The 14,601-nt window shown below is 69.4% G+C and carries 3 protein-coding genes (2 of these 3 running past the window's edge); all 3 read left to right on the forward strand.

Annotated features, from left to right (window positions below; translation table 11 throughout):
* Tightly spaced (each overlapping or abutting the next), the 3 genes in view from OHS59_RS38010 to OHS59_RS38020 form a layout consistent with a single transcriptional unit that may run on beyond the window.
* A protein-coding gene (locus OHS59_RS38010; protein ID WP_328497862.1) for a non-ribosomal peptide synthase/polyketide synthase crosses the window boundary here: on the forward strand, positions 1 to 4,814 show its final stretch. The gene continues 15,397 nt to the left of window position 1, outside the view; only the last 4,814 of its 20,211 coding nucleotides appear in the window; the start codon falls outside the window, past its left edge; it ends in the stop codon at positions 4,812 to 4,814.
* Complete coding sequence (locus OHS59_RS38015) at positions 4,811 to 11,392, forward strand: non-ribosomal peptide synthetase (protein ID WP_328497863.1); 6,582 nt, start codon at positions 4,811 to 4,813, stop codon at positions 11,390 to 11,392. The genes OHS59_RS38010 and OHS59_RS38015 overlap by 4 nt, the downstream gene beginning before the upstream one ends.
* Positions 11,389 to 14,601 carry the start of a non-ribosomal peptide synthase/polyketide synthase gene (locus OHS59_RS38020; RefSeq protein WP_328497864.1) on the forward strand. It continues 21,897 nt past the right edge of the window, so the window shows 3,213 of its 25,110 coding nt (coding positions 1-3,213); it begins with the start codon at positions 11,389 to 11,391; the stop codon falls past the right edge of the window. Before OHS59_RS38015 ends, OHS59_RS38020 begins: the two co-directional genes overlap by 4 nt.

The raw sequence follows: 14,601 nt of genomic DNA on the forward strand, positions 1-14,601 counted from the left end.
TGGTCGTACCGCCGGTGCGGGCCATCGGCCGCGATCAGACACTGCCGTTGTCGTTCGCCCAGCAACGGCTCTGGTTCCTGGACCACTTGGAGCCCGGCTCGACCGAGTACAACCTGCCCTTGCCCATCCGGCTGGACGGGGCGCTCGACGTGGCGGCGCTCGGGGCGGCTCTGGACGCCGTGATGGCGCGGCACGAGGTGTTGCGCACTCGGCTCTCCGACGACGCCGACGGAGTGGCGTACCAGGTGATCGACCCGCCCTCGGGCATTCCGATGCAGGTGGTCGACGTGTCCGGCGACGCCGATCCGCTGAGCGCCGCCGAACGGCTGATCGCACAGGACACGGCAGCCCCGTTCGATCTGGCGTCCGGGCCCTTGATCCGGGCCGCGCTCGTCCGACTGGCCGCCGACGAGCACGTACTCGCCCTGACGATGCATCACGTCGTCTTCGACGAGTGGTCCGGCAGAATCCTGCGCCGCGAACTGGCCGCCCTGTACGAGGCGTTTCGCGCCGGGCAGCCCGATCCGCTGCCGCCGCTGGCCGCACAGTACGCGGACTTCGCGGTGTGGCAGCGCGAGTGGCTGACCGGCGAGGTTCTGGACGACCAGCTCGACTACTGGCAGAACAAGTTGGATGCCCTGCCGGTGCTTGAGCTGCCGACCGATCGTCCCCGGCCGCAGACACGCTCCTCGGAGGGCGGGGCGACCCGGTTCACGGTCCCGGCGGAGACCGCGGAGGCACTGCGGGCGCTGTCGCGTACGAGCGGCGCCACGATGTTCATGACGCTGCTGGCCGCGTTCGACGTGGTGCTCGGCCGCTACTGCGGAGCGGACGACGTGATCGTGGGTACACCGGTCGCCAACAGGAACCGTGCCGAGACCGAGGACCTGATCGGCTTCTTCGTCAACACGCTGGTGTTGCGCACCGATCTGTCCGGCGACCCGACCTTCGGTGAACTCCTCGACCGGGTACGGGAAACCGCTCTGGAGGCTTACGCCCACCAGGACGTGCCCTTCGAGCAGCTGGTGGACGCTCTGGTGACCGAACGGGACCGCTCCCGCACACCGCTCTTCCAGGTCTTCTTCAACTACGCCATGGAAGACCCTCGGGACGGCATGAGCCTGCTGGACCAGGGCGACGGCCGGCCGAGGGGCGAGGTGCGGATCAAGGACACGGACGCGACGCCGCGGGACACCCTGTTCGACCTGACACTCAGGTTCGGCGACGCCGGCGAAGGCGGACTCGCGGGCGAGATCGAGTACAGCACCGCCCTGTTCGACCCCGCGACGGCGGAGCGGCTGGCCCGGAGCCTGGTCGCCGTACTCGACGCCGTCGCCGACGACGCGGGACAACGCGTCGGTGATGTCGCGCTGGTGTCGGTGGGTGAGGTCGAGGCGTTGGTTCGGGGGTGGAGCGGCGCGGAGCTGGCTCTGCCTGGAGTGGGTGGGGTGCATGAGCTGATCGTCGAGCGGGCTGCTGTGTCACCGGATGCGGTGGCGGTGGTGTCGGGTGGTGTGTCGCTGACGTACGGAGGGTTGCTGGCTCGGGCGAATCGGCTGGCTCGTCATTTGCGAGGGCTGGGGGTCGGTGCGGAGTCGGTGGTGGGGCTGTGCCTTGAGCGTGGTGTGGATTTGGTTGTCGCGGTGGTGGGTGTGTGGGTTGCGGGGGCGGCGTATGTGTCGCTGGATCCGGAGTATCCGGTGGAGCGGCTGGAGTTCATGCTCGCCGACAGTGGCGCGGATGTGTTGGTGGGGCATCGGAGTGTGGCTGGGGGGTTGGGTCTGGAGGGTGCTGTAGGGGCTGTGGTGTGGCTGGATGATCCGGGTGTTCGGGGGGTTTTGGGGGAGTTGTCGGCGGTGGCGCCGGGGGTGGTTGTGGTGTCGGGTCAGTTGGCGTCGGTGATTTATACGTCGGGGTCGTCGGGGTGGCCGAAGGGTGTGTGGGTGTCGCATGGGGCGTTGGTGGGGGTGTTCGGGGGGTGGGAGGTTGCTCATTTTGGTGTGGGGGTGGGGTTGCGGTGGTTGACGGTGGCGAGTGCGAGTTTTGATGTGTTTTCGGGTGATGTGGTGCGGGCGTTGTGCTCGGGTGGTGTGTTGGTGGTGGGTCGGGTTGGTTTGCAGGTGGATGTGGGTGAGTGGTTGGGGGTGTTGGAGGGGGCTGGGGTGAATGCGTTGGAGTGTGCGCCTCGGTATGTGGATGAGCTGGTTGCGCATGTGGAGCGGGAGCGGGAGCGGTCGCGCGGCCAGGGCCGGGGCCGGGGCCGGGGCCGGGGTCGGGGTGGGGTGTGGTTGGGGGATTTGCGGTTGGTGGTGGTGACGACGGATGTGTGGCGTTGGGGTGGGGTGGTGCGGGCGCGGTCGGTGCTGGGTGAGGGGGTGCGGTTGCTGACGGGTTATGGGGTGACGGAGGCGGCGGTCGATTCGACGTTCAGTGAGTTGGGTCGGGTGGGTGTGGTGGAGGGTCCGGTGCCGATTGGTGGGCCGTTGCCGAATACGCGGGTGTATGTGCTGGATGAGCGGCTGGCCCCGGTGCCGGTGGGTGTGGTGGGTGAGTTGTTTATTGCTGGTGGGCAGTTGGCGCGGGGGTATGGGGGTCGTGCGGGGTTGACGGCGGAGCGGTTCGTGGCGGATCCGTTCGCGGGGGACGGTTCGCGGATGTATCGGTCGGGGGACCGGGTGCGTTGGCTGGTGGAGGGGGAGCTGGAGTTTCTGGGGCGGGCGGATGAGCAGGTCAAGGTCCGCGGCTACCGCATCGAACCCGGCGAGATCGAAACAGCTTTGGTGGCTCACCCTGGAGTGCGCGCCGCTGTGGTGAACGTGTTCGGAGAGGTCACCGACCGCCGACTGGGCGCCTACCTGGTGCCGGCGGACCTGGCCGCGGGCATCCCGACGGTTGGGGAGCTGCGGGAGTACCTGAAGCGGACTCTGCCGGACTTCATGGTTCCGGCCGTCTTCACGGAGCTGGCCGCACTGCCCCTCACCCCGAACGGGAAGGTGGACCGGGCCGCGTTGCCCGAACCCGACGGTCTGCGCCCGGACCTGGACGGGTTCCTCGCTCCCGCCACCGCCACCGAGGAACTGCTCGCCGGTATCTGGGCACAGGTCCTCGGCGTCGACCGGGTCGGCGTCCACGACAACTTCTTCGAACTCGGCGGCGACTCGATCATCAGCATTCAAGTAGTCGCACGAGCACGGGAGTTCGGGATCCACGTGACTGTGGCCCAGTTGTTCGACCACCAGACGGTCGCGGGACTTGCCACCGTGGCGGCGAGCCGGAGCACGGCCGATGCCGAACAGGGTCTCGTGGTCGGCGACTTCCCCCTTGCCCCGATTCAGCACTGGTTCTTCGAACAGGAACTGCGGGAGCCCGCGCACTTCAACCAGTCGATGCTGCTGGAGGTCACCGGACGCCTTGAGCCCGACCTGTTGCGGGTGGCCATGGTCTCGGTGCTCGAACAGCACGACGCGCTGCGGTCGAGGTTCGTCCGTGAGGGAGAGGGCTGGACCGGCCGGCTGATGGCGGCCGAACCGGCCGATCTGGTACGGGTGTTCGAGACCACCGGGCTGGACGACGAGGACGAGTGGGCGTTCCTGGACGCCCGCGGCCAGGAGGCCCAGGCGAGCCTCGATCTGGCGGACGGGCCACTGGTGCGGCTGGTCGTCTTCGACCGGGGCGAGACCGGAGATCGAGGCGACACGGCGGACCGGGACGGCTCGGCCGACGGGGGCGAGCGGCGAGGCGCGGGGCAACTGCTCTTTGTCGTGGCGCACCACATGGTCGTGGACGCGGTGTCGTGGCCCGTACTCCTGGAGGACCTGACGGTCGCCTACGGACAGGTAGAACGTGGGGACGCCGTAAAGCTGCCCACCAAGACGACCTCGTACATGCGCTGGTCGCAGCGGCTGACCGAGCTGGCCGGCTCGCCGGAGCTGATGGCCGAGGCGGAGCACTGGCGTGCGACCGAGGCCGGTGCCCGACCCCTGCCCCGGGACCTTGACGGGCCCAACAGCATCGCCTCGGCCAGGGAGATATCCGTCACGCTCGGCGAGGAACAGACCGAACAACTGCTGCGGGACGTCCCGAGCGCCTTCGGAACCCAGATCAACGACGTACTGCTGAGCGTGCTCGGCTCCGTGTTCACGGAGTGGTGCCGCACTCCGGCGGTCCTGGTGGATCTGGAAGGCCACGGCCGTGAGGACGTGGGGGACGACATCGACGTGTCACGGACGGTGGGCTGGTTCACCAGCGTGTATCCGGTCCTCCTGGGCGGGGCGTCGGGAAGCGACCCGGGTGAGGCACTGCGTCGCACGAAGGAGTACTTGCGCGCCGTGCCACGCAAGGGCCAGGGCTACGGCCTGTTGCGCTATCTGGCCGACTGGCACCCGACCCCGGGCGCGAGCGCAGAGGTGGCCTTCAACTACCTCGGCCAGACAGGACAGGCCGTCGGCGCGGGCAGCGGCTCCGGAGGGCGCTTCACCCCGACAGGCCGGGCCCTGGGCACCCCCCAGTCCGTACAGGGACGCCGTACGCACCTGATCGAGATCAACAGCCAGATCGCCCTCGGCCGCCTTCAGCTGACCTGGACGTACAGCGACGAAGTGCACGAGGAAGCGACGGTACGCCGGCTCGCACAGCGCTACATCAAGGTCCTGGGCGACCTGATCGAGTACTGCTGCCGGTCCGGCATCGGCGGCTACACGCCCTCCGACTTCCCCATGGCCGGCCTCGACCAGGACATTCTCGACCGCATTCAGCAGCGCTTCGACTCACCTGAACCACCCGGTGGGATCGCCGATCTCGGAGGAGTATCATGACGGCATTCGACGCGGCGGCCGACCGGCAGGACCGGCAGGGTCGGCAGAGCCGGGCGGGTGGTGGTGCGGGCCGCGGAGTCGGTGGCAGGGCGATCGAGAACATCTATCCGCTGACCGCGTTGCAGCAGGGCATGCTGTTCCACACCGAACTGGCCGACGAGCCAGGGATGTACTGGGTCCAGGACGGGCTGCTGATGGAGGGCGAGCTGGACCTGGACGCCCTGCACCGGGCGTGGGAGCTGATGTTCGCCCGGCACGAGGTGCTGCGGACCACCGTGGTCCGCGACGGAGTCGCCGAGCCGCTGGCGGTGGTGTCCCGGTCGGTCCCCCTGCCGCTGAGGGTGCTGGACCTGTCGCACCTGGACGAGGCGGACCGACGTACCGAGGTCGACGACTACCTCACGTCCGACTGGGAACGGGGCGCCGACTTCACCGCCCCGACCCTGGCGCGGATAGCCGTGATCCGTCTTGCGGCCGACCGCCACCAACTCGTGTGGAGCTACCACCACTTGCTGCTGGACGGGTGGAGCGCCCCCATCGTCATCGGGGAACTGCTGCAGGCCTACGACGCGTTTCGCACGGGCGACGAACCGCGGCTCCCGGCGCGCAGGCCCTTCCGCGACTTCGTCGCCTGGTTCGCCGCGCAGGACATGGACGAGGCCCGCGCGTACTGGCGCCGACGGCTCGCGGGGATCACCGAACCGACCACCCTCGGGATCGAACGCGCCACCGGTGAGCAGGGCCCCGGGGAATCCAGGGTGCCGCTGTCCGCGGAGGCGGCCGGGGCCGGACTGGCAAACTTCGCGCGCCGCCACCGGCTCACGCTGAACACCGTGGTGCAGGCGGCGTGGGCTGTGGTGATGGGCCGGTACTCCGGCAGCGATGACGTTGTCTTCGGTGTCACCTCCTCCGGCCGCGACGGCCGGCTCGACGGCGTGGACTCCATGGTCGGCATGCTGCTCAACACCACACCTGTGCGAATCCGACTCGACAGCGACCAGCCCGTGGCGGCCTGGCTCACCGGGCTCCAGGAAGAACAGGTACGGGCCCGGCAGTTCGAGCAGACGCCCCTGACCACCATCGCGGCGTGTGGCGAACTGCCGCCCGGCAGCGCGCTGTTCGACAGCCTCTTCGTCTTCGAGAACTTTCCCGCCGAGGAACTCGAAGCCAGACAGCGGAACTCCGCAGCGGACGGCCTGAGAGCCGGTGCCAACTACGGCCGCGAGCAGGCGAACTACCCCCTCAGCGTGACCGCCAGCTCCGGACGCGAACTCACCATCACCTTCTCCTACGACCGCGCCAGGTTCGCCGCCGACGCGATGGACCGCATGGCCGGCCATCTGGCCCGGGTCCTGGAGGCCTTCATCGAGGGCCCCGCCCGGCTGCTGGGTGATGTCGCGCTGGTGTCGGCCGGTGAGGTCGAGGCGTTGGTGCGAGGGTGGAGCGGCGCGGAGCTGGCTCTGCCTGAGGTGGGTGGGGTGCACGAACTGATCGTCGAGCGGGCGCTGGCCAGTCCGGATGCGGTGGCGGTGGTCGCTGGCAGCGAGGTGCTGACGTACGGAGGGTTGCTGGCTCGGGCGAATCGGCTGGCTCGTCATTTGCGAGGGCTGGGTGTGGGCGCGGAGTCGGTGGTGGGGCTGTGCCTTGAGCGTGGTGTGGATTTGGTTGTCGCGGTGGTGGGTGTGTGGGTTGCGGGGGCGGCGTATGTGTCGCTGGATCCGGAGTATCCGGTGGAGCGCCTGGAGTTCATGCTCGCCGACAGCGGGGTGAAGGTGCTGGTCGGCGACCGTGGTGCGGCGGTGCTCGCCGATGCGGTGGATGACGTGGTGTGGCTGGATGATCCGGGTGTTCGGGGGGTTTTGGGGGAGTTGTCGGCGGTGGCGCCGGGGGTGGTTGTGGTGTCGGGTCAGTTGGCGTCGGTGATTTATACGTCGGGGTCGACGGGGTGGCCGAAGGGTGTGTGGGTGTCGCATGGGGCGTTGGTGGGGGTGTTCGGGGGGTGGGAGGTTGCTCATTTTGGTGTGGGGGTGGGGTTGCGGTGGTTGACGGTGGCGAGTGCGAGTTTTGATGTGTTTTCGGGTGATGTGGTGCGGGCGTTGTGCTCGGGTGGTGTGTTGGTGGTGGGTCGGGTTGGTTTGCAGGTGGATGTGGGTGAGTGGTTGGGGGTGTTGGAGGGGGCTGGGGTGAATGCGTTGGAGTGTGCGCCTCGGTATGTGGATGAGCTGGTTGCGCATGTGGAGCGGGAGCGGGAGCGGTCGCGCGGCCAGGGCCGGGGCCGGGGCCGGGGCCGGGGCCGGGGTCGGGGTGGGGTGTGGTTGGGGGATTTGCGGTTGGTGGTGGTGACGACGGATGTGTGGCGTTGGGGTGGGGTGGTGCGGGCGCGGTCGGTGCTGGGTGAGGGGGTGCGGCTGCTGACGGGTTATGGGGTGACGGAGGCGGCGGTCGATTCGACGTTCAGTGAGTTGGGTCGGGTGGGTGTGGTGGAGGGTCCGGTGCCGATTGGTGGGCCGTTGCCGAATACGCGGGTGTATGTGCTGGATGAGCGGCTCGGTCCGGTGCCGGTGGGTGTGGTGGGTGAGTTGTTTATTGCTGGTGGGCAGTTGGCGCGGGGGTATGGCGGCCGGGGTGGGTTGACGGCGGAGCGGTTTGTGGCGGATCCGTTCGCGGGGGACGGTTCGCGGATGTATCGGTCGGGGGACCGGGTGCGGTGGTTGGTGGAGGGGGAGCTGGAGTTTCTGGGGCGGGCGGATGAGCAGGTCAAGGTCCGCGGCTACCGCATCGAACCCGGCGAGATCGAAACGGTTCTTGCCGGCCACCACAGGATCCGGACCGCGGTCGTGACGGCAAGAGGTGACAACGAGGACCGTCGACTGGTCGCCTACCTGGTACCGGCGGATCAGGGCGAGGGCATTCCGTCGGTGAGCGATCTGCGGGCGTACGCAGGTGATCGACTGCCCGGCTTCATGGTCCCGTCGGCGTTCGTCGAACTCGACGCACTGCCCCTCACCCCGAACGGGAAGGTGGACCGGGCCGCGTTGCCCGAACCCGACGGGCTGCGCCCGGACCTGGACGGATTCCTCGCTCCCGCCACCGCCACCGAGGAACTGCTCGCCGGTATCTGGGCACAGGTCCTCGGCGTCGACCGGGTCGGCGTCCACGACAACTTCTTCGAACTCGGCGGGCATTCGCTGCTCGCCACGCAGGTCGTCTCCCGCATCCGCACGGTGTTCATGGTCGAGACACCCCTCTCCGCGTTGTTCGACCGGCCCACGGTCCGGGACCTGGCCGCGGTGGTCGAGAACTCGGCCGAGGGAATCTCGATACCGCCGGTCACACGGATCAGCCGTGACGAGCCCCTACCGTTGTCCTTCGCACAGCAACGGCTCTGGTTCCTCAACCAGTTGGAGCCCGACTCCCTCGAATACAACGTGCCGCTACTGGTGCGTTGGGCGGGCGATCTGGATGTCGAGGCACTGGTCGCCGCTCTGAGCGGAGTGCTCGCGCGGCACGAGGTGCTGCGGACCAGGCTGGTGGCCGACGTGGACGGCGTGGTCCACCAGGTCATCGACCCACCGACGCCGATCCCGCTCTCGGCAACCGACGCGTCCCGGTACGCCGATCCGGTGGCGGCCACGCGGGAACTGGTCGAGGCGGAGGTGATGACGCCGTTCGACCTGGCAGCCGGGCCCCTCGTCCGCGCCACACTCATCCGGGTCGCCCCCGAAGAACATGTGCTGACGCTGGCCATCCACCACGTGGCCTTCGACGAATGGTCGGTGCGGATCTTCCGCCGTGAACTGGCTGCCCTGTACGAGGCGTTCCGCGCGGGTGAGCCGGACCCGTTGCCGCCGCTGCCGGTGCAGTACGCGGACTTCGCGGTCTGGCAGCGCGAGTGGCTGACCGGGGACGTACTGGCCGAACATCTCGCTTACTGGCGGCGGCAGTTGGCGGACCTGCCCGCACTCCACCTCGCCACGGACCGGCCACGTCCGGCAGTCCGGTCCACCGAGGGAGCGGTCACCGAGTTCACTGTCCCGGCGCACACGGCCGATGCCTTACGGGCGCTGTCCCGCAAGAGCGGCACGACGATGTCCATGACGCTGCTCGCGGCATTCGATGTACTCCTGGGCTGGTACGCCGACACGGACGACGTGGTGGTGGGCACACCTGTCGCCAACCGGAACCGTGCCGAGACCGAGGATCTGATCGGCTTCTTCGTCAACACGCTGGTGCTGCGGACGGACCTGTCCGGCGACCCGTCCTTCAAGGAGTTGCTCGGGCGGGTACGACGCGTTGCCCTGGCCGCATACGCCCACCAGGACCTGCCCTTCGAACATCTCGTGGACGACCTGGGCGTGGAACGGGACCGGTCCCGCACGGCACTCTTCCAGGCGTTCTTCAACTACACGCCCGACGAAGGCGCCCGCCGCACGGGCGGAGAGGCGCGCGACGACACCGGCACCGACGGATCCGCGATGGCCGCGCCGGCCACGACCTCGGTGAACTTCGACCTGTCGCTGATGCTGGGGGACCGCGACGGCGGCCTGGCGGGGGCGATCGAGTACAGCACCGCGCTCTTCGACGCGGCGACCATGCGGCGAATGGCCCAGCATCTGGTCGCGGTGCTGGAGGCCGTGGCGGAGGACGCGGGGCGGCGCGTCAGCGAGGTGTCGGTGCTGACCGGCGCTGAACGGCGGCGCGTGGTCGAGGAGTGGAACGGGCCCGTCGAGCCGTTGCCGGGCGTGGGCGGGGTGCATGAGCTGATTGCCGGTCAGGCACACGCTGGTCCGGATGCGGTGGCTGTGGTCGCGGGCGGTGCGGTGCTGACGTACGGCGGCCTGATGGCGCGGGCGAATCGGCTGGCGCATCACCTGCGAGGGCTCGGAGTCGGCGCCGAGTCGATCGTGGGACTCTGCTTGCCGCGTGGGATCGACATGGTTGTGGCGATGCTGGCGGTGTGGCAGGCCGGTGGCGCCTACCTGCCCATGGACCCCGAATACCCGGTCGAGCGGCTGGAGTTCATGCTCGCCGAGAGCGGTGCCCGGGTCGTGATGGGGCACAGGTCAAGGGCTGAGGTGGCCGGGGGGCTCCCGGTGGAGTCGGTGGTGTGGCTGGATGACCCGGCTGTCACCGAGGGTCTGCCGGCTGCGGCGCCCGAAGTCTCCGTACAGCCGGATCAGCTCGCGTATGTGATTTACACGTCCGGTTCGACGGGGCGGCCGAAGGGTGTGCAGGTCGCGCATCACGGTGTGACGGGCATGGTGACCGGACTGTCTCCGGTGCTGGGTGCCGGGCCGGGTGTGCGGGTGCTGCAGTTCGCGTCGTTCAGCTTCGACGCGGCGGTGCTGGACGTGGCGGTGACGCTGGCCTCGGGCGGCACGCTGGTGGTGGCGAGCAGCAGTGAGCGCACCGCCCCGGAGGCACTGACCTCGATGATCGGCGCGCAGGCGGTCGGAGCGGCCAGTGTGGTGCCCTCCCTGCTGGGAGTCCTCAACCCGGACGAGGTTCCCGGCATTCAGACTCTGCTGCTGGGAGCGGAGCGGCTCACGCAGCCGGTGGCGCGGGCCTGGGCGCAGAACCGCATGCTGGTGAACACCTACGGTCCCACCGAGGCGACCGTCATGGTGACCACGGGTGCGGTCTCCCCGGACGTGGCTGTGGCTCCGCCGATCGGTGCCCCGGTGGCGAACGCCCGCCTGTATGTTCTGGACGCCCGCCTCAACCCGGTCCCGGTCGGGGTGGCGGGTGAGGTGTTCATCGCGGGTCCGCAGGTGGCCCGCGGTTACCGTGCCCAGCCCGTCCTGTCTGCCGAGCGTTTCCTGCCGGACCCGTTCACTGGGGACGGCACCCGTATGTACCGCTCGGGCGACCGGGCCCGCTGGCTTGCCGACGGCACCCTCGACTTCATCGGGCGGGCGGATGACCAGGTCAAGGTCCGCGGCTTCCGTATCGAACCCGGCGAGATCGAAGCCGTCCTCACCACCCACCCCCAGATCCGCACAGCCGTCGTCGTGGCCTTCGGTGACACCGAGGACCGTAGGCTCGTGGCGTACCTCGTCCCGGAGGACGCGACGCAGGGCATTCCGGCGGTCAATGATTTGCGGGACCACGTCCAGCGGAGTCTGCCGGCCTTCATGGTCCCGGCCGCGTTCGTCGAGCTGGCCACCTTACCCCTCACCCCCAACGGCAAACTCGACCGCTCCGCCCTGCCCGAACCAGACGGCGCACGGCCTCAGTTGGACGAGTTCGAGGAGCTGTCCGGGGACGCCGAGGAGGTGTTGGCGGGCCTGTGGGTGCAGTTGCTGGGGGTCGACCGGGTCGGGGCCACGGACAACTTCTTCGAGCTGGGTGGACACTCGCTGCTCGCCACCCAGGTCGTCTCCCGGATCAGGGAACTCTTCGAACTCGACATACCGCTGGCCGCGCTGTTCGACCAACCGACCGTCCGGGGTCTCGCGGCCGTCGTCGAAGAGCGCATCTGGTACGAGATCGAGCACATGTCAGAAGCCGAAGTACTGCAGAGCCTGGATGTCCGCGAACAGGACACAGAGTCTGACGAGAACGGGGTTTCCTCATGACCATGTCCCCTGCGGAGTTCCTGGAGGGGCTGGAGAGCAGAGGCGCCCGCTTCAGCGTCGTCGACGGCCGGCTCAGGTTGTTCGCGCCCAAGGGTGTGCTCACGGACGAGCTGCGGGCCCGCCTGCAGGGCTTCCGCGACGAGATCATCGCGCTGCTGGCCGCCCGCGGGACCGAAGGGAACACCGGTCCCGGGCCTCGGATGAGGGTCGCGGACCGGGCCGAGCAACTGCCGTTGTCGTTCGCGCAACAGCGGCTGTGGTTCCTGGACCAGCTCGAACCCGGCTCGGCCGAATACAACGTACCCATGCCCGTCCGCCTCGGCGGCACGTTGGACGTGGCGGCGCTCAACGCCGCCCTGAACACGATCGTGGCACGCCACGAAGTCCTGCGGACCAGGCTCGTGGCCGGCGTCGACGGCGTGCCGCGCCAGGTGATCGACCCGCCCGCGCCCCTCCCGCTCCCGGTGGCCGACGTGTCCGGCGAGGCGGATCTCGGGGCAGCGGCATGGGCGCTGATGGCGGCGGACGTCGCGCGCCCGTTCGACCTGGCGGCCGGCCCGCTGGTCCGGGCCCTGCTCATCCGACTGGCCCCGGACGAGCACGTACTGGCGCTGTCCATGCATCACGTGGCCTTCGACGAGTGGTCGAAGGGCGTCTTCAACCGCGAACTCTCCGCCCTGTACGAGGCGTTCCGCGCGGGCGAGCCGGACCCGTTGCCGCCGTTGCCGGTGCAGTACGCCGACTTCGCCGTGTGGCAGCGGGAGTGGCTGGAAGGCGAGGTGCTGGAAGGTCAACTCGCGTACTGGCGCGCCAAGTTGGCAGGCGCTCCGCTGCTCGAACTGCCCACGGACCGGCCGCGGCCGCCCGTCTGGTCACCGGCAGGCGCGCAGACGCGTTTCACCGTCCCGGCGCGGACCGCGGACGTGCTGCGAGAGCTTTCCCGGCGCAGCGGCGCGACGATGTTCATGACGCTGCTGGCGACGTTCAACGTGCTGCTCAGCCGCTACGCGGACACGGACGACGTGGTCGTGGGCACGCCGGTGGCGAACCGGAACCGTGCCGAGACCGAGCACATGATCGGCTTCTTCATCAACACCCTGGTGATGCGCACCGATCTGTCCGGCGACCCGACCTTCGACGAACTCCTCGTCCACGTAAGGGACATGGCGCTCGATGCGTACGCGCACCAGGACCTGCCCTTCGAGCAGCTGGTCGATGCCCTTGTCACCGAACGGGACCGGTCGCGCAGTCCACTGTTCCAGGTGCTGTTCAACTACTTCACCGAGGACGGGCAGCAGCACCGGGAACGGGAGCAGGCCCGGGAGCCGGGGCGTCGGGGTGTCCGCGAGGACGGGACCGGTGAGGCGGGCGATACGCGGTCGGCCGACAGCGGACTGTCGCTCGGCAGTGTCGAAGGCGATGTGGTCGCCAAATTCGACCTGCGGCTGATGTTCACCGACGGCGGCCGTGAGCTGACAGGGGTCGTCGAATACAGCACCGCGTTGTTCGACGCGACGACGGTGGAGCGAATGGCCCGGCACCTGGTCGCCCTCCTGGACGCCGTCGCCGACGACGCGGGTCGGCATGTCGGCGATCTGCCGATGCTGACGGCCACCGAACGAGGCGTCCTGGTACACGACTGGAACGACACGGCCGCGGCACTGCCCACGACGGGCGCACTGCCCACGGTGGGCGGGGTGCACCGGCTGATCGCGGAACGGGCGGCCGAGACTCCGGACGCTCAGGCGGTCCTGTTCGGCGAAGTGTCGCTGACCTACCGCGAGTTGATGGCACGGGCGAACCAGCTCGGCCACTATCTGCGTACCGCAGGTGTCGGCCCCGACACCCTCGTGGGCCTGTGCCTGCCGCGTGGGGTGGACATGGTCGTGGCGATGCTGGGGGTGTGGCAGGCGGGCGGGGCGTACCTGCCCCTGGATCCGGAGTATCCGGTCGAGCGCCTCGGATTCATGCTCACGGACAGCCGGGCGACGGTACTTGTCGGCACCAGCGACGTCCTCGACGAGCTGCCGGTGGGACGGCTGCGGACCGTGGTCCTGGACGATCCGATGGACCGCGCGCAGCTGGCCACCATGCCGACGGACTCACCCGAAGCGCCCGTCCATCCGGACCAGTTGGCGTATGTGATCTACACGTCGGGTTCGACGGGGCGGCCGAAGGGCGTGCAGGTCGCCCATGGCGGTGTCGTCAACCTGGTGCGGGCCCAGGGACGGGAGTTCGGGGTCGGGGCCGGGGACGCGGTGGTGCAGTTCGCCCCATTCGGTTTCGACGCCGCCGTGTCCGAGGTCTGTGTGACGCTCGCGGCCGGCGGCACGCTGGTCGTGGCGACGGCGGAGGAGCGCGCGGAGCCGGAAGCCTTGGCCACGCTCGTACGGAGGCGCGGCGTTCGGGTGGCCACATTGCCACCGTCACTGCTGGCCGTACTGCACCCCGGCGACCTGACGGGCCTGCGCACGCTCGTCACGGCAGGGGAGCGGCTGGAGGCCGGCGCCGCCGCCGGCTGGCGGACCGAGCACCGGCTGCTGAACGCGTACGGTCCGACGGAGACGACGGTCTGCGCGAGCATCGCGACCGTCGAACCGGACGGCCAGGGCGCGCCGCCGATCGGCGCCCCGATCGACAACACGCGGACGTACGTCCTGGACGAGCGGCTGAACCCTGTTCCCGTGGGGGTGACGGGCGAGTTGTTCATCGGCGGCACCGGTGTCGCGCGTGGCTACGGCCGCCGTGCCGGGCTGACGGCCGAGCGTTTCGTGGCGGACGTCTTCGCCGGCGACGGCTCTCGGATGTACCGCTCCGGCGACCGGGTGCGTTGGCTGGCGGACGGGCAGCTGGAGTTCCTCGGCCGCGCCGACCAGCAGACCAAGGTCCGCGGATACCGGATCGAACTCGGCGAGATCGAAGCGGTCCTCGCAGCTCATCCGGCGATCCGGACGGCGGTGGTGACCACGGACGGCGAGGACGCCGACCGCAGACTGGTCGCCCACCTCGTGCCCGCCGACCAGGCCGAGGGCATCCCGCCCGTCACCGACCTGCGTGCCTTCGCGGGCGAACACCTGCCGGCCTTCATGATCCCCTCGGTCTTCACCGAACTGGCCGCGCTGCCCCTGACCGCGAACGGAAAGCTCGACCGGGCCGCACTCCCGGCCCCCGACGCGGCCCGCCGGCACCTCACGGGCTATGTGGCACCG

The organism is Streptomyces sp. NBC_00414 (genome assembly GCF_036038375.1).
In the GTDB taxonomy this organism is placed as follows: Bacteria; Actinomycetota; Actinomycetes; order Streptomycetales; family Streptomycetaceae; genus Streptomyces.

Bases quoted from the DNA above. Each gene is read 5' to 3' on its own strand.
- OHS59_RS38015 (WP_328497863.1), top strand. From the start codon at position 4,811: ATGACGGCATTCGACGCGGCGGCCGACCGGCAGGACCGGCAGGGTCGG.